At 64.6% G+C, this 20,470-nt stretch carries 15 protein-coding genes and 2 pseudogenes; 7 read left to right on the plus strand and 10 right to left on the minus strand.

Annotation, left to right across the window (positions count from 1 at the left end; translation table 11 throughout):
- The first annotated feature begins 728 nt into the window (after positions 1 to 728).
- From IPJ59_RS36280 to IPJ59_RS38595, 4 genes and pseudogenes are all read left to right on the plus strand, one after another.
- Positions 729 to 1,034 carry a ParB N-terminal domain-containing protein gene (locus tag IPJ59_RS36280; protein ID WP_293275761.1) on the plus strand — a complete coding sequence of 102 codons (306 nt, stop codon included), beginning with the start codon at positions 729 to 731 and terminating at the stop codon, positions 1,032 to 1,034.
- Positions 1,035 to 1,578: 544 nt separating this feature from the next.
- A complete protein-coding gene (locus tag IPJ59_RS38785; RefSeq protein ID WP_463673393.1) occupies positions 1,579 to 1,890 on the plus strand; it encodes a helix-turn-helix domain-containing protein in 312 nt (103 codons plus the stop codon).
- 457 nt (positions 1,891 to 2,347) lie between these two features.
- A complete protein-coding gene (locus IPJ59_RS36290) occupies positions 2,348 to 2,941 on the plus strand; it encodes a hypothetical protein (RefSeq protein WP_293275762.1) in 594 nt (197 codons plus the stop codon).
- A 302-nt stretch (positions 2,942 to 3,243) separates the two neighbouring features.
- Positions 3,244 to 3,483 (plus strand): annotated as a pseudogene (locus IPJ59_RS38595) (ATP-binding protein); the annotation flags it as partial.
- A 240-nt stretch (positions 3,484 to 3,723) separates the two neighbouring features.
- On the opposite strand, the gene IPJ59_RS38600 reads toward IPJ59_RS38595, so the two are convergent.
- Together IPJ59_RS38600 and IPJ59_RS36295 are read right to left on the minus strand one after the other, a co-directional pair.
- A complete protein-coding gene (locus IPJ59_RS38600) occupies positions 3,724 to 3,918 on the minus strand; it encodes a group II intron maturase-specific domain-containing protein (protein ID WP_366524766.1) in 195 nt (64 codons plus the stop codon).
- Between the two features lie 494 nt (positions 3,919 to 4,412).
- Positions 4,413 to 4,862 carry a reverse transcriptase domain-containing protein gene (locus tag IPJ59_RS36295; protein ID WP_293275763.1) on the minus strand — a complete coding sequence of 150 codons (450 nt, stop codon included), beginning with the start codon at positions 4,860 to 4,862 and terminating at the stop codon, positions 4,413 to 4,415.
- Positions 4,863 to 6,269: 1,407 nt separating this feature from the next.
- On the opposite strand from IPJ59_RS36295, the gene IPJ59_RS36300 reads away from it, so the two are divergent.
- Both IPJ59_RS36300 and istA (IPJ59_RS36305) read left to right on the plus strand, forming a co-directional pair.
- Positions 6,270 to 6,974 carry a ParB/RepB/Spo0J family partition protein gene (locus IPJ59_RS36300; protein ID WP_463673394.1) on the plus strand — a complete coding sequence of 235 codons (705 nt, stop codon included), beginning with the start codon at positions 6,270 to 6,272 and terminating at the stop codon, positions 6,972 to 6,974.
- Positions 6,974 to 9,598: an IS21 family transposase gene (istA, locus tag IPJ59_RS36305; protein ID WP_293275765.1), complete on the plus strand. Its 2,625-nt coding sequence runs from the start codon at positions 6,974 to 6,976 to the stop codon at positions 9,596 to 9,598. Before IPJ59_RS36300 ends, istA (IPJ59_RS36305) begins: the two co-directional genes overlap by 1 nt.
- On the opposite strand, the pseudogene IPJ59_RS36310 reads toward istA (IPJ59_RS36305), so the two are convergent.
- From IPJ59_RS36310 to IPJ59_RS36345, 8 genes and pseudogenes are all read right to left on the minus strand, one after another.
- Positions 9,574 to 9,732: pseudogene (locus IPJ59_RS36310) on the minus strand (group II intron reverse transcriptase/maturase); the annotation flags it as partial. The gene istA (IPJ59_RS36305) and the pseudogene IPJ59_RS36310 sit on opposite strands and share 25 nt — an antisense overlap.
- A 67-nt stretch (positions 9,733 to 9,799) precedes the next feature.
- Positions 9,800 to 9,922, minus strand: coding sequence for a hypothetical protein (locus IPJ59_RS36315; protein WP_293275766.1), 123 nt, complete (start codon positions 9,920 to 9,922; stop codon positions 9,800 to 9,802).
- A 3,059-nt stretch (positions 9,923 to 12,981) separates the two neighbouring features.
- Entirely contained in the window at positions 12,982 to 13,200 is a 219-nt protein-coding gene (locus IPJ59_RS36320; protein WP_293275767.1) for a hypothetical protein, read from the minus strand.
- Positions 13,201 to 13,241: 41 nt separating this feature from the next.
- Positions 13,242 to 13,424 carry a hypothetical protein gene (locus tag IPJ59_RS36325; protein ID WP_293275768.1) on the minus strand — a complete coding sequence of 61 codons (183 nt, stop codon included), beginning with the start codon at positions 13,422 to 13,424 and terminating at the stop codon, positions 13,242 to 13,244.
- A gap of 376 nt (positions 13,425 to 13,800) precedes the next feature.
- The gene (locus IPJ59_RS36330; protein ID WP_293275769.1) at positions 13,801 to 14,352 is read right to left on the minus strand and encodes a hypothetical protein; all 552 of its coding nucleotides are present in this window, start codon (positions 14,350 to 14,352) and stop codon (positions 13,801 to 13,803) included.
- Between the two features lie 2,041 nt (positions 14,353 to 16,393).
- Complete coding sequence (gene istB, locus IPJ59_RS36335; protein ID WP_293275770.1) at positions 16,394 to 17,134, minus strand: IS21-like element helper ATPase IstB; 741 nt, start codon at positions 17,132 to 17,134, stop codon at positions 16,394 to 16,396.
- 15 nt (positions 17,135 to 17,149) lie between these two features.
- A complete protein-coding gene (gene istA / locus IPJ59_RS36340; protein ID WP_463673395.1) occupies positions 17,150 to 18,697 on the minus strand; it encodes an IS21 family transposase in 1,548 nt (515 codons plus the stop codon).
- A 29-nt stretch (positions 18,698 to 18,726) separates the two neighbouring features.
- Positions 18,727 to 18,876, minus strand: coding sequence for a hypothetical protein (locus IPJ59_RS36345; protein WP_293275772.1), 150 nt, complete (start codon positions 18,874 to 18,876; stop codon positions 18,727 to 18,729).
- A 405-nt stretch (positions 18,877 to 19,281) separates the two neighbouring features.
- Between IPJ59_RS36345 and IPJ59_RS36350 the strand changes: the two genes are divergently transcribed.
- On the plus strand, positions 19,282 to 19,479 hold the full coding sequence (locus tag IPJ59_RS36350; RefSeq protein ID WP_293275773.1) for a hypothetical protein: 198 nt from the start codon (positions 19,282 to 19,284) through the stop codon (positions 19,477 to 19,479).
- Positions 19,480 to 20,470 lie beyond the last annotated feature (991 nt).

Consider the following 20,470-nt stretch of genomic DNA (forward strand, 5'->3'; position numbering starts at 1 on the left):
GGATATTCGGCGGCAGCGGAAGGGGCGTGGACCCTGAAGGGATGAGCAGGACCACCACGCAGGAGGGCGTCGTCGGTGCACGGAGTGTCGAGCCTGGTTTCATCCGGAGGCGAGGACGGGGGAGCAGCAGGGGTGTACTCCGGAGCGGTGTCGACGCGGGAGAGGCGAAGCAAGAACAGCAGCGGCGCAGGCCGGCAGCCGCTGGAGGAGCACCGCGAGGAAGAGCGCGAACGGAAACAGGAGAGCCGGGCGCGTGTGCGGCGGGGGCCGGACGCGTCGGATTTCCTGTCCGGAGGGACAGCCGCCGCCATCCGCCACCCCGATGCGGGAGGCGATGTCCCCTGACCGACTTGCGTGGCGAGGTCTTCGAAAGAGTTGATGAAACGCTGACGTTTTGGGACGAGCGGGAGCGGGTGTCCCTGGCCGGCGCGGCGCCAGGTCGTCGGGATCCTTGGCCATTATCTGGGGAACCTGGGACATGACGGGCCGGACAGGTCCCCCGGTCCCTGGCCGACAGAAGGCCGCAACGTGCCGGGATGACGAGGGAAAGTGCTCAGATTTTGAGACAGCCCGGGCGGCGTGTCCCTGACCGACATGGTCAACACGAACGGCCGGGGGCACACCGGCGACGTGGCGATCAAACTCCCGGTCCACCTGCAGGCTGCGCTCTCTGATCTCGGCGAAGGCTGGGTCATCTCCAGCTGTGCAACGCCGAGGTCCAGCAGGTGATGGAGCGGTCGCTCGCGTCGCACGGGCAGATCACGCCGCTGGTCGTGCGCGAGCGCCATAGCGGCTACGAGGTGATCGACGGCTTCAAGCGGCTGCGTGCGGCGCGGGCCCTGAAGTGGAACGAGCTGTGGGTGCACGTGGCGGACGTGCGCGGGGCGCAGGCAAAGGTGCAGATCGTCCACAGCAACCGGCGCGAGGGCTGGCGGAGATCGAGGAGGCGTGGATCATCCACGCGCTGCACCGCGAGGACGGGCTTTCGCTGCCGGAGATCGGGCGGCTGCTGGGTCACCACAAGAGCTGGGTGAACCGTCGGCTACTTCTGGCGGAGGCGCTGTCGGAGGGGCCGCAGGCTGACCTGCGGCTCGGCCTGGTCGGCGCGACGGCGGCGCGCAAGCTGTGCCGGTTGCCGCGCGGCAACCGCGCGAGGTCGGGCAGTGTGCGTGCGGCGCGGGCTGACGACGCGGCAAGCGGGCCTAGCTGCTAGTCGACTGGCTCGGCGCCGAAGATCGGACAGCGCGCGCAACCTGCTGCAGACGGTCCGTGGCACGCAGACGGACGGCCAGGACCGAACCCAGACGCCCGCGGGTCGACGGCCGAGTGAAACAATGTACGACGCCGAGGTGCGGCGTCGAGTGCGCCAGTCCTGCGGTCGACTGGTGGGCGCGCCGCTGCCAGCGGCGGACGAAATGGACGCGGGCGAGGAGCTCGAGACGGCTGCGCGGGCTGGTGCCGGTGCTGTCGGGCCTGCTAGGCGCTGTCGCGGACCTTGCCGAGAGAGACCAGGTGAACCACATGCAACAGCGGTGACAAGGAGACAAAGCAAACGGACCCCACGCGCACGATGCCGTCGTGCTGCGGCGCGGCGGCCTGGCGATCCGGGCGATCGCGCGGGTGCTGGGCGTGTCGCGCAACACCGTGCGGCGACTGCTCCGGGGCACCGGCACGAGCGCGACGCCAGCGCCCCGGCACTGGGCCGAAGTCAGGAGGCCGCCGCGGCCCAGCAAGCTCGACAACTACCGGACGCGATCCGCGGCTGCTGCGGCCCTACCCCGACATCACTGCGCAGCGGGTCCTCAGAGGAGCTCCGCATCAGAGGGTTCCACGGCGGCTACTCGATCACTCCGCGAACGACTCCACGACCTGCGGCCGAGCCGCCCGTGAAGATCAGCCTCCCCACGCCGGGGTACGCGCCCGGTGAGATGGGTGAAGTGCGACTGGTCGACGTACACCCTCCCCTTCACCGACGGGTCGGCGGGTCGTGCAGAGCTTCTGCTCGTGTCCCGTGGTCTCAGCCGCGCAAGTGCTTCTCGCGGCACGCCAGCCGCGATGCACGCCCTGATGGACGGGCATGTGCAGGCATTCACGCGCATGGTGGCGTCCTCAATCGGATCAAGTACGACAACCAGAAGGCCGTCGTCCTGCGCCGCGAGGGCAGGCAGCCGATCTTCAACCCGCGATTCATCGACTTTGCGACCTACTAAATTCTCGCCGGAGCTCGCGCGGCCCGGTCATCAACGACAAGCCGCGGGTCGAGCGAGGATTCTGGAAGCTCGAGCGCAGCTTCTTCAACGGCCCACAGCTTCCGACGGGCCGACCTCGGCACCAGCTGCTGCGCTGGATGAACGAAGTCGCCGACCCGCGGGTCGTCCGCGGCGACACCCGGACGATCACCGAACAGTTCGCCGGGGAGGCCGCCCACCTCCTGCCGCTGCCGCGCCGCCGCCCTACGACACCGCGCGTGGTCTATCGATTGTGCGGCGCCGAGGCGTACATCGCCTTCGAGGGCAACCGCTACGAGGTCCCCTACGCGCGCGCGACCGCCCTCCTGCCGGTCCGCGTCCACCGCGTCGAGTCCCCATCCACGCCGCCGATCTGCGGCCCGTCGCCGTCCACGAGCGGCTGCCGAAGGAGCGCCCAGCGCGCCCGCTCCCCGCATCGGCGCCCGCCGCAGCCGCGGCCGCCCGACCTCGAGCTCAGCCGGCCCGTCTTCGTCGAGCTCGGGGAGACGCGGCGGTCACACTGCGCGACGCTCGAGGGCACCAGCGCCGCGCCGTCCCCACCACGCCCGCAGGATCGCGCCGCTGCGCGAAGCGCTACGACGACGCCGATGTCGCGCGCGAGCCGCCTGACCCACGCCCTGCGCTTCGGCGCCTTCGACCCGCGGCGGTCGCCCGCATCCTCCACGTCAGGCCCGCCCGCGCACCCTCGATGAGTACGTCGCCGACACCACCCGCGAACGGCTGTCGCTTCATCGGCGAGTGCACCCCCGAACCCCACGACCTCGGCGGATACGACGCGCTGCCCTGTATCGGCAACATGACCCAAAGGACACAAACATGCCCAGGCGACCAAGCCCCAACACCTCCACCCGCAGAACTGGCCAGACCCGCTGGCGACGTCCTGCGCGCCAGACTCCGAGACCACATCGCCGCCCTCGGCATCATCGGCCTCTGCGACGAACCCTCGACGACGTCCTGAGGCTGGGCGCTTCACGAGCAACCCTCGTACACGCAGCTGCTCAGAGGGCGTCTCGGCCGGGTCACCGCTCGTCGCCGCGAACACCACCGAGCGCCGCATCGCCAGCAGCGGCATCCAGGTCCGCAAGGCCCTCGGACCCTCGACTGGGCGTTTCAGCCGAAGCTCAGCCGTACCGCCATCGAGGAGATCGCCGGCCTCGGCTTCATCACCCGCAGGCAGGACCTGCTCATCACCGGCAAAGGCGGCACCGGCAAGAGCCACATCCCCACCGCCATTGCCATCCGCGCCAAGTACCTCGGCGACGCCACCATCACCGCCGCTGTCCTCGACCGCCTCGCCATGACCGCCATCCGCCTCGACATCGACGGCCCCAGCTACCGCCAGCACCTCGCCCACCAGCGCGCTGAATCCGTCGAATCCGACCCCGAACTCGACGCCGCCTGAGCTCGCCACCCTGCGTCGCCCCGGCGGACCTCGTGCCGCCGGGGCTTCGTCGACAAAGTGGAGTCCACCAGATCATCGCAAAGTGGGTCCGTCTTTCACCGCTACTGAAGGGTGGCGGAGCACCTGCACGCACTTCGACCTGTAGAACCGACCGTAGTAGTTCATCCACCCGCGGACGACCGGATCGGTCCAGCCGCGCGAGGAGTCCCTGCAGGGTCTGGTTGCTCGAGTCGATGGGATCCGCCATCGGTGGATCTTCGTGCGCACCGCGTTCGCGGCCCTGGTGCTGATCGCCGGCAAGAAGCTCACGAAGAACTTCCCCCAGCGGTTCTTCGCCCGCCGGGGCTGAACGTGAAGCCGAGGAAGTCGAACTTCACGTGTTCATGCTCGCCCTTGCGATCATCATCCTTGCAGTAGACGATCCGCGTCTTCTCGGGGTGAAGCTCTAGCCCACACCCCGGAGGTCTGGCGCGGATCGCCTCCAGCACACCCGCTGCGCTTGCTCCTCGCTCTTGCAGTGGACGACGGCATCGTCTGCGTAGCGCTCGAACAGGACAGCGGGCATCTCCGCTTCATCCACGCGTCGAACGCATAGTGCATGAAGATGTTCGCCAACAGCGGCGAGACGACGCCACCTTGCGGCGTCCCCTTCGTCCGCTCCTGGGCTGTCCCATCGGCCAGCTGCACGGTCGCCTTGAGCCACCAGGCGATGTACAGCCGCACCCACGGACTCTCCGTGTGGTGGGCCACCGCGCGCAGGATCAGGTCGTGGTCAGGCTGTCGAAGAACGCCCGGATATCCAGATCGATGACCCAGTCTGCGCGCCAGCATCGCTGCCTCGCCGTCGCCACCGCGTCGAGCGCGGACTTTTTCGGACGGTAGCCGTACGAGTCCGGGTGGAACGTCGGTTCCACCACGGGCTCTAGCACCATCTTCACGACGGTCTGTGCGACCCGATCCGCGACCGTCGGTATCCCGAGCGCACGGGTTCCCCCGCTCTGCTTCGGGATCTCGACCTGGCGGACCGGCGGCGGGAAGTACGAGCCCGACGACATCCGATTCCAGAGCTTGTAGAGGTTCCCCTTCAAGTCCTTCTCGAAAACCTCGATCGACTCGCCGTCTACGCCGGCAGCGCCTCGGTTGGCTTTGACCCTCTTCCACGCCTCCCAAACAAGTCGCTTGGAAATAAGGTACGGCTTTGCGTCACCCATGGGCTCCTCCCCTCGCGGGTTGGCCCACATGTTCCGCAGGACAGGTCGACCCCTTCGCTCCACCCGCGTTACTGGGCTTCAGCACTACTACGGGTCGATCCGCCCTTCGCCTCGCATCGGTACTCTGCCCCTCGTGGTTCTTCCACTTGCGGGCTCTCCCTTCACATCGAGGCGGAAGGTTCCCCCGTTCCGCACAAGAGCCTGGATCGGGCTCGCGCCGCCTTCATGCCGGTCACCGCTCGGACCAGAAAACAGGCGCCCTCCGAGCTTGGTCCCGGGCCAACAACTGGAGCCCGGTTTCGATGACGTTCCTACGCTTTCGACACTTCATCGGCGGTTCACTTGCGTTCGCCTTCCCGAACCACCTGACGGGTTGTCCCGCCTTTTCAGGACCGCTCACCACCCGGGCCATTGGGCCACGCAGCGCCCGGTGGTTTGAGACCTGACCCTGTCGTCCGATCTCGGGGGGCCATCCCCCATCTCTCGTGCAGCAAGGCTGCACAGGTCGGCCTCTTCGGCCTGCCCCTCGCGCCGTCGTGGCGCACAATCGTCGGCGTATCGGACAACGATGACTTCACCGCGTGCCGTACGCTTCCTCCATTGCTGTACCCTTTAGCGGCGGCATAGATCGGATCCACCTGGCGGCGGCGACCGGATCCACATTGGGGTCCAAGTCGCGACCCGGTGATCGCGACGAGGTGGATCCGCGGCGGAGCCAGTAGTTCGGCAAGGGGTGTGGGATCGGGCAGCGACGGGGGATGAGGAGCAAGCCCCGCTGCAGCGAGTGCGACGAGCAGTTCGAGCCGGACGTGCGGTCCCGGGCCCACCAGAAGACGTGCAGCGGTGAATGTCGAGAGGCGCGACGGGCCCGGCTGGCACGTGAGCGGCGGTGGAAGAACATCGAGAAGACGCGGAAGAAGGAGTGCAAGCGGCAGCAGCGGTGTCGGAACGGCGGGGTGGATCCGGAGGCGCCGGGCGAGGTGCCGACGACTCCCGCAGTGACGGAGCCGGGGCCGGTGTCACGCGCGGGCGGGGGGGGGATTTTTGGAAAACCTCGGAGGAGGTCTGCGATGCGCCCGGGGTGTCACGCGCAGGCTTGAGACAAACCTTGGAATGCTGAGGAACGGGGACGAGGGCCTGAGGCAGCCCGGACCCCCTGTCACGCGCAGGCGGGCCCAGTCGCCGATTCCAGGCCTTTGGTGTCACGACTGATTGCGGTGTGGGGATGGGCGGGCGGGTCCAGAGACGGGATTTCAGCGCGAACAGGCGCAGCTCGGCGAGCTGCGCGAGGAACTCGGACGACTGCGGCTGTGCGAGGCATCGGCGCTGACGGCGATGGAGCGGTCGCTGATGACGGTCGGCCAGATCACGCCGCTGGTGGTGCACGCGAGCGGCCACGGCTACGAGGTGCTGGACGGCTTCAAGCGGCTGAGGGCCGCGCGGTCGCTGAAGTGGAGCTGTCTCTGGGTGCAGGTCATGCGATTGGGCGCCGTGCAGGCGAAGCTGCATCTGTGCCAGAGCAACCGCGCGGGCGGGCTGACGGAGATCGAGGAGGCGTGGGTGGTGCGGTCGCTGTACCGCGAGGACGGGCTGACGCAGCCGGAGATCGGGCGGCTGATGGCGCGCAACAAGAGCTGGGTGAACCGTCGGCTGCTGCTGGCGGAGGCGCTCGGCGACGAGCTGCAGGTGGACCTGCGGATCGGGCTGATCTCGGCGACGACGGCGCGTGAACGTTGTCGGTTGCCGCGCGACAACCAGCAAGAAGTCGCGACCACGGTGAAGCAGCGCGGGCTGACGACGCGGCAGACGCAGACACTGGTGGAGGCATGGCTGGCGGCGCCGACGGAGTCGGCGCGCGAGTCGCTGCTGACGACGGTGCGGGGGACGCAGGAGGGCAAGGAGGCGAAGCGGCCGCGCACGAGCGGCGAGTGGATGCTGTACGACGCCGAGGAGCTACGGCGGCGATGCGGGCGGCTGCACGGGCGGCTGGTCGCGCAGCCGCCGACGCGCGGCGACGGCGACGTGATCACCGGGCTGCGGACGCTGCGGCCGGCGCTGTGCGGGCTGCTCGAGGCGTTATCGCAGACCTTGCCGAAGGGACAGGTGGCGTGATGCGCAAGTACACGAAGCGGAAGACGCCGATCGAGAGCATCAGCGACGAGCGGGCCCACGAGGTGGTGACGCTGCACCGGGACGGGGTGAGCAAGCGGGCGATCGCGCGGGCGCTGGGGCTCGGCCGCAACACCGTGCGGCGGCTGCTCGCCCGGCACGAGGAGGAGCGGCAGGACGGCGCGCCGCTGCTGAAGGTGAAGCCGCCGAGTGGGCGAAGGGCGAAGCTCGACGCGCACGTGGCGGCGATCGCCGAGCTGCTGGCGCGCTACCCCGACATCACGGCCCAGCGGGTCTTCGAGGACCTGCGCGCCGGGGGCTACGACGGCGGCTACACGATGGTGCGCGAGCGAGTGTCGGACCTGAGACCGAGGACGCCGGCGATCAGCCTGCCGACGCCAGAGTACGGGCCCGGCGAGATGGCGGAGAGCGACTGGTCGTCGTACCTGATCGACTTCGCCGCTGGCCGCCGCCGGGTCCACGTGTGCTCGTACGTGCTCGTGTGGTCGCGACGCAAGGCCTTCTCGATCCACGCGCACGAGGACACCCACGAGCTGATGGAGGCGCACCGGCTGGCGTTTACGCGGCTCGGCGGCGTCGCGTCGCGCTGCAAGTACGACCGCCAGAAGGCCGTGGTGCTGCGCTTTGAGGGCGCGCAGCCGATCTACAACCCGCGCTTCATCGCGTTTGCCACCTACTACGAGTTTTCCCCGCATATGTGCCGCAAGGCCGCCCCCAACGAGAAGGCACGCACCGAGCGCTCATTCTGGGAGCTTGAGCGGAGCTTCCTCAATGGCCGCAGCTTCTTCGACGTCGCCGATATGAAGCAGCAACTCGCGCGGTGGATGGACGACGTCGCCGACGTGCGGGTGCCTCGCGGCCAGCACGTGCCGATCCTCGAGCGATTCGCCGAGGAGGCGCCGCACCTGCGGAGGCTGCCCACCCACCCCTACGACACCGCGCGCGTCCTCTATCGCATCTGCGACTCGATGGGCTGCATCGCCTGGGACAGCAACCTGTACGAGGTGCCCTACGAGCACGTCACCGATTTCTTGCCGGTGCGTATCACCTCGAGCAGGTCCTCATCTACGGCCGCGACCTGTCCTGCGTCGCCACCCACGCGCGCCTGCCCAAGGGACTACACGGGCGCGCGAAGCTGCCGGGTCGCGACGTGCCGCAGCGCTCGCGTGGCGCCGACCTCGACGTCCTGCGGCCCGCCTTCGAGGCGCTCGGCGACGGCGCCGATACTTACCTCCGCGGCCTCGAGGGCGCCCAGCTCCGCAACGTCGCCCACCACGCCCGCCAGATCCTCGCGCTGCGCGAGCGCTACGCGTCCGGCGATCTGCTCGCCGCGCTGCGCCACGCTCAGCGCTACGGCGCCTTCGATCACGCCGCCGTCGGCCGCATCCTCGAGACCACCGCCAAGCCGCGCACCTCGACGAGTACGTCGCCGACGCGACCCGCCAGAAGCTCGAGCACTGGCTCGGCGAGTGCCGCACCGAGCCGCGCGAGCTCCACGAGTACGACGACCTCCCCTGCATCCGCCCCCGAACACCCGAAAAGGCCCCATGCCCAGACACCCACCAAAACGCCCTCCACCCCCTCCAGCAGCCCCAGCGCCCAGACCCGCTCCTCCCCCCGAATCCGGAGACGTCCTGCGCGGACGACTCCTCGGACACCTCCGAATCCTCGGGATCGTCGACCTGAAAGAGGCCGACCTCGACGTCCACCTCGCGTGGGCGCTGCAGCATCATCCCTCGCACACCCAGCTCCTCGAGCGCGTGCTCGGCCACGCCGCCGGCATCCGCCGCGAGCGCTGCTGCGAGCGCAGGATCCACGACAGCGGCATGACCGTCCGCCACACCCTCGAGGCCTTCGACTGGCACTTCCAGCCGAGCCTCGACCGCAGCGTCGTCGAGGAGCTCGCCGGCCTCGGCTTCCTCGCCCGCAAGCAGGACCTCGTCATCACCGGCAAGCCCGGCACCGGCAAGAGCCACATCCTCGGCGCCATTGCCCTGCGCGCCTGCATCGACGGCCGCCTCGTCCGCTACGCCCGCTTCGTCGACCTCCTCACCGACCTCCACGCCGGCCTCGCCGACGGCTCCTACGAGGCCCGCCTGCGCCGCTGGGCTCGCCACGAATTCGTCGTCCTCGACGACGTCGGCCTCGGCCAGGTCCCCTCGCACGGCGACGCCCCAACCGCCGCCCACATGCTCTGGAACCTGATCGATCGCCGGCATCAACTCCGGCCCACCGCGATCAGCTCGAACATCAAACTCAGCGCGTGGGGCAAGTACCTCGGCGACGCCACCGTCACCGCCGCCATCCTCGACCGCCTCGCCATGACCGCCGTCCGCCTCGACATCAACGGCCCCAGCTATCGCCAGCACCTCGCCCGCCTCCGCTCCGGCGAGACCACCGACGATGCCGCCCCTGGAGTCGCCCGAGCTCGAAGCCGCGTAGCCCACCATCACAACCCAACTCGCCCGGTCGCCCACCCGCGGCCCCCGGGGCGTCGTTACGTCGTCACCCGCCCCGGCGCGGGGTCAACAGTGGCTCCGCCAAACCGCCCCAAGTGGATCCGTTTCTCGCCGCCTGCAATGTGTACCCACAGGTCGAGCACGTAGTGCAGATACACGTTCGCAAGGAGAGGCGAGATCGTCGCTCCTTGTGGGGTTCCGCCCTCCGTAGCCGACCACTTCCCTTCCTCAAGGACCCCGGCAGCCAGCCATTTCTGGATGAGCCGAGTAATCCTCTTGTCCGCCTCGTCTTCATCGATCTCACCTCCGCGGCGAGAACCTCCTCTTTGACCTCGCCGTCACGACGGGTCACGGCGAGTATGTACCGACGACCAGCTTGCGCAGCTCCGTCTCATCCTCGATGCACACCGGGATCAGCAGCGGCGCGCTCGACGAACCTCGGCTCCACGCCGCCAGGTCGTCCGCGGACACGCCGGGATCTCCGCAGCGGCCGCCTGCAGGTCCAATCCCTGCGCCGACAGCAGTCTCCATCGCGCGACACACTTCCTCTGCCAAGCCTTGCTCGGGCGTCGTTCAGCCTTCATCATGGGTCTCGCCTCCTGGGCGGACCTCACTTCAAGCCGGCGCGGCCGTCACGACGTGGCAGGGCGAGCATGTACGGTCGAGCGGGTCGCTGGCTTGCCCGAGTGCGGCGCACAATTTCGCCTCGCCGCCCACGTCTTCCGCTCCGTCACGCTCGCGGACCATCCCTCCGCCGTATAGCCGCCCGAGAGACCCCGTCACCATGGGGTCGACCGAACGGTTACGATGATGCCCTTCGGCAAAGGCTCGCGTGCAACCCACCTATGAATCCGCAGAATCCGACATGCCCCCAATCAGGGTTATTCGCCCCGAGAAGCGAGATGCACTCCTGTACTGGCGCACTCGGGCATTGATCTGGCCTACCGGTATCACAGTAAATCGTGCAGCATTGATCCGCCTCGCATCCGGGAACCGCACCCGACGGAACACAGAACAGGCCATCGTCACAGGTCGTCAAGCCGGTACAAATTCCGCCATAAGTAGTCTGAACGGGCTTGATCACTTCAGTACATAAAAATACGTCGAACCCAGGGAAACACGTTCCGTGTACCGGGCAATCAACGTCCAACGGATCGCAGGTATCAATGCAGAGGTTAAACAATCCGCTCTGGCCAAAGTTTACACACACAGCCTCCGGGCTACTGCAAAGTAGCGACACGTCCGAGCAAATCGAGATGCATGTCCCCTCTCCCTCTTGGACGAACCAGCAAAGCGAAAATTCGTCACAAGAGTCCTTCTGGTTCACGAACTGCTCTGTGACCGTGCATGAACTCCCCGGTACACCCGGATTATCCACCATGGCAACGCAATGTGTACCATCCATCCGACACCAGTGGCTGCAAAAGCAACGCATTTGCTCCCAATGGGGCAGTCCTGGGCGACGATGTCGCACACGCAATTCTCCACCCCCAGGTCGAATTAGCCTGTGTCGTACTGGTAGCAAACGTTGCGGATGAATCCGCGACAACGGTAACCTCTCCGATCGACGATCCAGTCAGCACCTGCTCGGTCGGGAGTCGCATCATTGCTGTTGCCTGTCTCAGCGGTCTGCTCATATCTCCACTACCCCGCTCCTCGCCAGGACACGAAGCTAGTAGAAACCCTACGATCACACCGATTTGTTTGCTGCGTTTCATCGGCGGCCTATACTTAAGAAATGAACTCGACCTTGCCAAGGTAAAAGATGGCCTTTGCCTCGGGCGTGGTCGGATTGACCGAGAAATCGAAGCGGATTTTACTGATAGCGGACAACGACGTGTTGAAATCTATCAGAGGTATCAGATATGTGTGCATCGCTGTCTTGGGTTTGCTCTGGCTGTATCATGGGAACGGGCGACGTTGCCTTAATCGGGTAGTGGATGGGGCCTCCATGTTTAGAAGCAACGACGAACGAATTTGTGCTATCAATCTTGATCAAGACATCAAACGCAGGTCCAGCTGATGTGGTGATCGGATAGCCTTGAGTCATCCTAAAAGACAGAAACGAAATTGCTCAAGTTAACGCTTGTCTTGAACTTCAACTCCACAATTAGGGGAGAAAGCTGCCCGGAGGCTTAGACCGGTCCCAATCATACGTAGCGCTGTCGAGACATGAGGTGAAAACTCATCATCAATGAACGTCGTAACATTTTTGATCTTTACATTTCCTGCGATTACGCTGCTTAGGCGTGAATCGGCCCCGTCAAACTGGCGATCGAGAGCTTCTGAAAGTTCTCGTGGAGAAAGAAAAATTTGTCAGAAGATTGATTGACGGAGCTGAGGTACCTCCTGCAACTTAACGAATCTATCGTAAAATAATGAATGGTTTACGTGGCGATGTAGGAAGGCTGTAATAAATGCATGGACGAACGCTCGATCTTGATAGAAATGACCTGCCCCTGGCGCAAGTGCAAAGATCATATCTTTGGTCACTCGCAGCAAGTCCTTCGTGCCAGCGATGCTCCCTATGGTGTCATAGGGCCAGAATGTAGACTTCATTTCTTTACCTGGAGCCTTAGATCCATAGGCATCGAAATCACTATCATTGACTACGTTAATGCCAAGGAAGGCGCGCGAATTTGAGCTACCTTGTCAGCAGCGCTTTGATTCCACTCCGAGATCGTGCACGACATAATAATCACAGCGACGACGCTTCTGCTCTTTTTCCCGTCCCAGAGGTTGATGGGTTTTGCGATCCTCCAAACCTGTTCAAGAACACGCTTTCCACCTGAACTATGTCCAATCACCGAAACTGAGTCTTGAAGGAACGTGCGTATAAAGTGCTTGGTGAACAAGAAATGAACAGTTTCCTCAAGGAGATCTCCCAAGCTGTCTTCCCAATCATCCTTCGGAGAAATCCTCGGTTTACGCCTGACAACAATGTATCCGTGTGAAACAAGATGGCGTGCAAGGAGCGCATATTGCAAATGGTACTTATCTGCGCCATGGTTCGGGATCCCGTTTGCGTGAACGACTACTACTAGCGGAAATGTCCCGCTAGTAACACATCCTAGTTGACTCGGCTTCCCCCGGAATGTAGATTTGGCCGTAGTAGTTATGCTTAGGAGATGTCGTCTGGTTAGTGAACGAGTAGGAGTCTCTGTGCAAACCCAAAACTCGCCCCCTAGGCCAGGGTCTTGTTCCTTCAGCTGAATCGGAAGAGGGCTATCATTACGCCCGTCTGAGGGAACAGACCTTCTTCCTTCGGCCTTTGCTCTCGCTTGACTCATCAGAGGCTCCGGAGAGGGCGAAGGTCTAAATATCGTTGGAGCAACATCTAGATGCGCCGGTGAGCAGCCTCTTGCAATTCTTGACGATACGCCTTCTGCACATTTACAGACCGCGGCAGCGATGGTTTGACCAAAGTTCTCTTTGTCTCTCATGAGCTTCCTGTAGCCTTGTGGGGTCCCAACGCGAATAGAAATTGAGCCTCGCCTAAACCCTAACACCCGTGGCGGAAGTCGGCGCCGCTAAGCCCCTCGCGCCGCCAGGAATTCCGCCTCGACTCCTGGCCCGCTCTGTATCGATTCTCCAGGCTCAACAAGAAGATCGTGAACACCAAGGTCGACACCAACCACCTTCATCGTTGAAGGCGTCCCGATCTCGAACGCCTTCTGTGGATCCTGCACAGCTGACACCCGTATCGTCACGATGGCAGCGAAGCGTGTACCGTTGTGGTAGAGCGCCATGGCTCACGCTCTCTTTGCAGTAGTGGGAAGAAACACGAGTCTCACGCGAGCTCCCTCATGTGGAGCACGAGGCTTATCTCGGCGTAGAAGGTTGCTGGGCTGGAGGCCTGGATCGCATTCAAGACCAGCTTGAGGTACGGACCCACTGCCTTCGAGGCCGCGTAGTAGATCCCTGGTACGGCGGTCGGCAGCGCGCTGTTGATCGTAAGGTCGACAAAGCTCAAGGGACTACCTGTTGGGTCGGTCTCAACGAATTCGCGCGCTAAATTCAAAAACGCGCTTTTCAAGGATGGGAATGAGGATGCCTGCCATCTGGTTTTCAGCTCTCCATATGGCACCTTAGCGCCTCTGTGGAGAACAGGTGCACCCCGAACAGTGTAAAGCTCTGAGCATCAACGTGGAGGTAACACCGTGGTCCTGCCACCCCTGCCAACTGGAAGCACGGCGACGCTAACAAGACGGCCCGAGACTTGTCAACGACGGGGCGTTCCGTCCGGCTCGCTGTCACGTCCATTCCCGGCCCAAGGCCGTCGCCGCCCGTGCGGCGGCGGACCGCGGCGGCCCGGAAGTCCATCTGCCAGGCGCGGTCGGCGGTATCGACTACATCCTCGGTCTCGCCCAGAACACTCGCCTACGCGCCGAGATCCGCGACGAGATGGCGGCCGCCAGAGCCGAACACGAGCGCACGTTGAACTCGCGGGCGATGCGGAGGCGGTCGGCGGACTTGGTCTCGGCCGCGTTCATGACGGCGATGCGGTCACGCGGGATCCCGTGCTCCCCGAGGACCTCGCCGAGCCACAGATGCACGGCGGTGGGTTCGCAGAAAATGAGGTGGCCGCAATGCGGGCTCGCGGCCACGCGCCGGGCGCACTCGACGAGCTTGGGGCTCGAGTACTGCGGACGCGGGAGCGTGACCTTGACGATCTCGACCTCCCCCTTCTTGTTGTAGCGACGGCGATCGACCACGCCGCCGGTGAGCGCGGTGCGGTAGTTGTAGCCGTCCTCGAGCGAGCCGTGCAGGGCGATCAGGGAGAGGCGCGCGAGCAGGCCGAGGATCACGTTGCCGGGGCTGCTGTCGGGGTTCGGGTTGCTGAGGATCTCCTCGATGCGGGCGACGTGTTTCAGGTACTTCCGCCTCCTGGACCCGTCCATGTCGAAGGCGAGTCAGGCCGACGCGGCTGGCGGTCAAGGTGTCGGGCAGCGATGGTCATTCGCTGCTGCGATAAGCTCTGCCGAACGGGCCCTGGCAGCAGCGGGCCGGTGGGCAGAGGCGGTGGATGGTGCCTGGCACGCGCTCGCCTGGCCCCTGCCGCGCGTAGCTGCATCTCCGGCGGACGTGGACCCGCCTCTCAGCAGCGACCTGTTGATCGAGCCCGGGCGACCCTCCCAGATGGATGAGACCCTCTGGCTGCAGAGGGTCCACGTCGAGTCGCGTCGTGCAACCCCTGGGCGGCGTGGGGCGGACCCCAGGTGTGGCCCGCCTGCTGGCCCGGTGACGGCCAGCCGCAGCAGTGTCCCGGAGCAATCCCGCCGACTTCCTGAGCGTTCGCGTGTGGCCGCGCGGATGCAGGGGCGGGCGTCATGCCCGCATGCGCACGGTCGGGCACCTACCGGTTCTGCTTGCGCTTCGGGGATATCGGGAGTAGATTCATTGCAAATGCGCGTTCAGCGTCGCCCTTGCATCCTTTTCCTAGCCTGGCTCATCGGCTGCTCTCCGAAGCGTGGAGAAGACATGACTGCTGAAAATACGAGTACAGGTTTATCGACATCATCGAATTCTTCGGGCTTGCTGGATAATTCTAGCACCGGTATGACGCCGACATCTTCAACGACGTCAACTACTGGAAAAGACGACGTAACATCATCTGAAGGAAAAGTGAAGAGACATCAGCGGAGGACGAATGTCTTAGCACGCCGAAGAATGCAGATCTTGGAACCTCTCCTATTGAATGCGATATATGGAGAGTGGACTGTGGCGCGTGCGAGAAATGCACTCCCTATTTTTTCAACGGTGAATCATTTAGTGGGTATAAGTGTGTCCCGGTGGCGCATGAGCCAGTGAGTGTGGGCGAGCCTTGCATTATCATAGGTGAATTCGGTGACGGAGTAGATACTTGTGAGAAGGGATCTCTCTGTTGGAACATTGATTCATCGACTGCAGGCACATGCGTTTCGCTATGTACAGGCACATCTCTAGTTCCCAAGTGCAATGATTCTAACAACTTGTGCTGGCCAACTTCAGAGGCTGAACTTCCGCTCTGCTTTCAGAAGTGCGACCCTCTAAAAATCGGGACCTGCGCTCAAGCAAACCAAGTCTGTGTCCCACTTCCATCCCCTACAGGATTTGTCTGTGTCGAAAGTAATATCAAGGCAGGCGGCGGTGAAAAGTATGATCCATGCGATTTCATCAATGCGTGCAGAGAAGGCAATATGTGCCTCGGCAGCGCCCTCTCCAATGGCTGCGATGTTCAATTCGTGGGATGTTGCCTTCCATATTGTGACGTTTCATTGGATCCAGATCCAAGATGCGACGTGAATAATAACGAAGAATGCATTCCATGGTTTGATGCAATGGAGGCTCCCGTTGGCGCTGAGGACATCGGGGTTTGTGCGATGCCGTCGTGACGTATGCTCCGGCGGTACGTCGGGCAACACCTGACCATTCGCAGCTTCTTCCGGGGGAGGTCTCGCCGAGGAGGTGAGATTTATGACGACGAGCGAGGGGAAGACGAGCGAGGCGTTCAAGCGGTCGCGCCTATCACGGAGATCGGTCACGCTACCTCAGCCCCCACGGCCCCCGCCGCCGCGCTGGCGCCCCATCGACCGGCGCCCCTTCCACTTCACGATCTCGGGCTGCACCTCGAAGACGCCGGGCGCCTGCCGCACGCGCCGCGGCCTCGACCCGTAGCCCGCATCGTCGGCGCCGGATTGGGGGGTGGCGGGGGTCCCGGCCCGCGCTACATGGTCGGGGCGTGATCGACGAGCGTGGTGGCGGGGGGGAGGGTGGGGGGGGGGGGCTGCTGAGTGTCCGAGTGTCCTGCCTCGAGGGTCTCCCTGCCAGAAGTGCGGATTACGGTCATCGTGAACACCAGGGTCGGCCATCGTGAACACCCCCGGAGGGCCGGAGCGGAGCGACGCGCGCATGGCGCTCGGATCGGGGTCGGTTAGGACGAGGCGGAGCTGATGGGTGGGTTCAGGTCTGGGAGGGGGCCTCCTTGCGGCGGGATGGCCCCTTTAGCACGATTCGGTGGCAGTTGGAGAGGATACGATCGCAGATAGCATCAGCAATCGTCGGATCACCGATCTGATCATGCCAGAGCTCCGGTGAGCGCTGACTGGTCAGGATCGTCGAGTGCTCGCCATAGCGGTCCTCCATCAGCTCGGACATGTCCCGGCGCTCGGCCGGGGTGAGCGGGGCCATGCCCCAATCGTCGAGGATCAGGACGTCGACGCGGGCGAGCCTCATGAGCAATCTTGCGTAGGTGCCATCGGCGCGGGCCAGGGCGAGCTCGTCGAAGAGCCGCGAGGTACGGCGGTAGATCGCCCGGTAGCGGCGACGGAGGGCGTGCTGGGCGAGGGCGCAGGCGACGAAGGTCTTGCCGACGCCGGTCGCCCCGGTGATGGCGATGTTCTGGTGCTGGGCGACCCACTGACAGGTCGCCAGCTGGCGGATCAGGGGCTTGTCGATGACGCGCCGGTCATCGTAGTCGAGGTCCTCGAGGCAGGCGCTGCCGAGCTTGAGGTGGGCCTCCTTGATGTTGCGCTTGAGGCGGGCGTTGTTGCGGGTGAGCCACTCGGCGTCGATGAGCAGGCCGAGCCGCTCGTCGAAGCCGAGGCCGGCGTAGTCGGTCAGGGTCTGCTGTTCGGCCCACGCCGCGGCGAGGCCGTGGAGCTTGAGCTCCGTCAGTTTGTCGATGGTCTGCTGATTCATCATGATCGGGTCTTTCGGTCAGCTGTAGTAGCGAGGGCCGCGGATGTTCTCGTGGCTCTCAGGGGGTGTCAGCGGCGCGTCGGGGACCGCGGGCAACGGCACGCGATCGAGGCCGGCCTTGAGGATCGACTCGACGTGGCCGTAGGTGCGGGCGCGGGCGACGAGGGCACGCGCGCAGGCGGCCTCGAGGCGGTCGGTGCCGTAGGTCTTGCCGAGGCGCAGGATGCCCAGGCACGAGCGATACCCCTGCTCGGGATGGCGGCGCTCCCTCATGATCACCTCAGCGAGCTCGGCCGTCTTCGGGCCAGTCTCCGTCGCCCAGGTCATGATCCGGCTCGGCGTCCACTCGACGTGCTTCTGGTGCGACTTGGGCATGTGCTCCGGGTTCGTGGTGTGCTTGCCGGGGACGAAGCTGCGGGCATGCGAGGCGACCCGCTTGCCGTGGTGGAGCAGCTCGACCGTCGACGCTGTGAATCTCGCATCGACGAGCTCACCGACGAGGGCGTTGGGCACCGAGTAGTAGTGGCGGTCGACCTCGACGTGGTAGTCGATGTTGACGCGAGGCTGCTTCCATTCGCAGAATTCGAAGCGCTCGGTGGGCAAGGGCCTCAGCTCCGCGCGCTCGATGCGATCGAAGAGCTGGCGCCGGCTGACGCCGCCGTACTTCTTCATCGGCCGCGAATTCAGATCCTCCTGCAGCACGTCGACCCGGCAGTTCAGCTCGTCCAGCGAGTAGAAGGTCTCGTTGCGCACGCGCGCGAGGATCCAGCGCTGAACGATCAACACGCCGTTCTCAACCTTCGCCTTGTCACGCGGTTTGCCGGGGCGCGCCGGCATCACGGTCGTGCCGTAGTGCTCCGCCATCGCCTCGTAGGTTCGCTGGATCTTCGGCTCGTACCAGCACGAGCGCGCGACACCCGACTTGAGCTGGTCCGGGACCAAGGCCGCCGGCGCGCCGCCGAAGAACTCGAGCATGCGCAGGTGGCTGCCGATGAAGTCGGCGCTGCGCTGCGTCATGGTCGCCTCCGCGAACGTGTAGTTCGACGCACCGAGCACGCCGACGAACAGCTCGACCGGGGTGACCTCGCCGGTGCTGCGATCGACGATGTGCAGCTTCACCCCCGAGTAGTCGACGAAGGCCTTGTCGCCCGCACGGTGGTCGAGCCGCATCGTCAGGCCCCGCCGGCCGAGCCACGTCCGGTACAGCTCGCAGAACTGCGTGTAGCGGTACCCATCCGGGTACTTCTCGAGGTACTCGACGTGCAACAGCGCCAGCGTCACGCCAGGTCGCTTGCGTTCAGCATGGAGGTACGGGAAGTCCGGCACGGCCCTCGTCGCGCTGGGCGCCTTCTGGGTGCCGTACACGACGCGCTCCAGCTCGTCGTCGGTCAGCGTCACCACGGCGTCCCACGTCAGCGCGGCCTCGTCCGCCTTGCCGACGATCTTGCTGACGCCGCCGATGCTGATATTGAGGCTCGCCGCGACCTCGCGGTGGCTACGATTCAGCGACCATTTTTGGCGCAATATCTCTCGAATGTTTCGCATGGTCAGTCGTGGGGTCGCCATCTCGTCTCCCGCACGAGATGACCGGTGACTCAGCGCCGACTTCGCCCACCTCGTGCGCCACGCGCGTACCACGCGCGGGCGCCGAGGTGTTCACGATGACCGATCCGGGCGTTCACGATGCCGATCTGGGCGTTCACGACGCCGATCCCGGCGTTCACGATGCCGATCCCGGCGTTCACGATGCCGATCTAGCTGTTCACGATGGACCGATCCAGGCGTTCACGATGGACCGTTTTTCGCAGTGGCGATTTCCTGGTAGAGAGCTTACTTGGCCGGCCTTTTTTCTTGGGTACGACCTGTACCTTCCAGGCCCGCGTCGTCCAGTGCAAGCCGGACGGGTTAAGCTCGCCCTGACATGGCCGGACTCGATCTCGAGGGAACCCCAGGCGCTGTTTGCCGCAAGATCGAAAGTGACCGCGTCACATCGAAGGCGATCTGGAGGAACAACTCCCTACGTTCCACAAGACCTGGCCTTGGTGCTGGACCTCCCGGGGTGCGGCTAGCTTCGTCTCGAAGTTGCTCGAGGATCATCAGATTGACGATCGCCGGGCAAACGGAGCGTCCCGACCGAGGACCGTGCGAAAATGCAGGTGGCGAAGAAACTCGGCCAGCGCAACTGGCCGATTCACGACTCGTTTCCAGGTCGTGAGATAGGCATCGACGAGCTGACCGCTGCGCGTGTCAAGCTGAATGTTGGGACTGTGCGAAAGTCGATGGCCATCGGTGAATTCCAGCGGAGAATGGGTATTCGTGACACCCGCCGACAGCGAGCTCCTCAATGATCTTCCTGGACGTGGTGCGAGCTACGCCAAGCTGCCTCAACCGAATGCGGGATCCGCGGACCGCCTTTCTGGCGACTTTCACCTGTGGCCGATGCCCTTCGGGGTTGTCGATTGGTGGCGGCACAGGAGGCATGGCCGCAGGTTGGCCGGGGCGGGGGGCTGGCCGCCGATCACGCAGTCCCACGCACTCCGTGGCGGAGGCGGCGGCAGACGCCGAGCCGGGAAGTTCGCGCAGGGCCCGGAGCATCGCGCGTCCCGCGGTGAACCCGCACCTCCAAGGCAGGCGGCGCCAGATCGGGTGCCATGAGCCTCGCCAGCGCGACGTAACAGCGCTCATGGGAAGTGAGGCACCGGCGACCCGAACGACGCCCTTTACAGGGCAGGCTCGCTTCGGCTCACCGCGTGTGTCGAGCCGTTCCACACCCCAACACCACCATCCCTCAAGTCGATGCGCGATCTGGAGCCCGCGCTGAAGCCATGGCTTCGTCGCGGATCCAAATCACCCAGCTCTCGCGAGGCATTCTCGTCGAGCTCTGCGGCGATAGGTTGGGCGTGGAGATCAAGACATGGACGCCGAAGCCGAGGCGGTATCACCGACTCGGTTTAGTATTGGCAGAGTAGGCTCGCCCGGAGTCGTCCCCAAGATGTCGGTCCATCGCAGGCCCGCCCCAGGGGGAGCCGCCTCCCCGTACCCATGCTAGACGCGCTGCAGCGAACACCGTGCTCCCGGAGAAAAAGTAGAAGTGCGCGGCGAGCAGGGGTGCTCCCAGCCCCACGAGCGGCGCCGTAAATGCCGATACGTTGCATGAGTCATCCTCTGTTTCGGAGCCATTCACAGAAGTGTGCCGTCAAACCGGGTCGTACCCTCGGCCTGTTGTGCACCGAGGATCCAGCCTTCACGTACAAGTATGTTCAGCGTTGCTCGGGAGACCCCGGTCACTCCCAATGCTTCATCAAAATCAACGAATCGACCGCGCAGGCGCTGCCAACT

The organism is Nannocystis sp. (assembly GCF_016714285.1).
Lineage (GTDB): Bacteria > Myxococcota_A > Polyangia > Nannocystales > Nannocystaceae > Nannocystis.

Excerpts from the sequence above, each read along its gene's own strand:
- IPJ59_RS36295 (WP_293275763.1), bottom strand. The coding sequence starts at position 4,862 with ATGGGTGACGCAAAGCCGTACCTTATTTCCAAGCGACTTGTTTGGGAG.
- IPJ59_RS36320 (WP_293275767.1), bottom strand. The coding sequence starts at position 13,200 with ATGGCGCTCTACCACAACGGTACACGCTTCGCTGCCATCGTGACGATA.
- istA (WP_463673395.1), bottom strand. The coding sequence starts at position 18,697 with ATGGCGACCCCACGACTGACCATGCGAAACATTCGAGAGATATTGCGC.
- IPJ59_RS36280 (WP_293275761.1), top strand. The coding sequence starts at position 729 with ATGGAGCGGTCGCTCGCGTCGCACGGGCAGATCACGCCGCTGGTCGTG.
- IPJ59_RS36290 (WP_293275762.1), top strand. The coding sequence starts at position 2,348 with ATGAACGAAGTCGCCGACCCGCGGGTCGTCCGCGGCGACACCCGGACG.
- istA (WP_293275765.1), top strand. The coding sequence starts at position 6,974 with ATGCGCAAGTACACGAAGCGGAAGACGCCGATCGAGAGCATCAGCGAC.
- istB (WP_293275770.1), bottom strand. The coding sequence starts at position 17,134 with ATGATGAATCAGCAGACCATCGACAAACTGACGGAGCTCAAGCTCCAC.
- IPJ59_RS36350 (WP_293275773.1), top strand. The coding sequence starts at position 19,282 with ATGCAGGTGGCGAAGAAACTCGGCCAGCGCAACTGGCCGATTCACGAC.
- IPJ59_RS36330 (WP_293275769.1), bottom strand. The coding sequence starts at position 14,352 with ATGGACGGGTCCAGGAGGCGGAAGTACCTGAAACACGTCGCCCGCATC.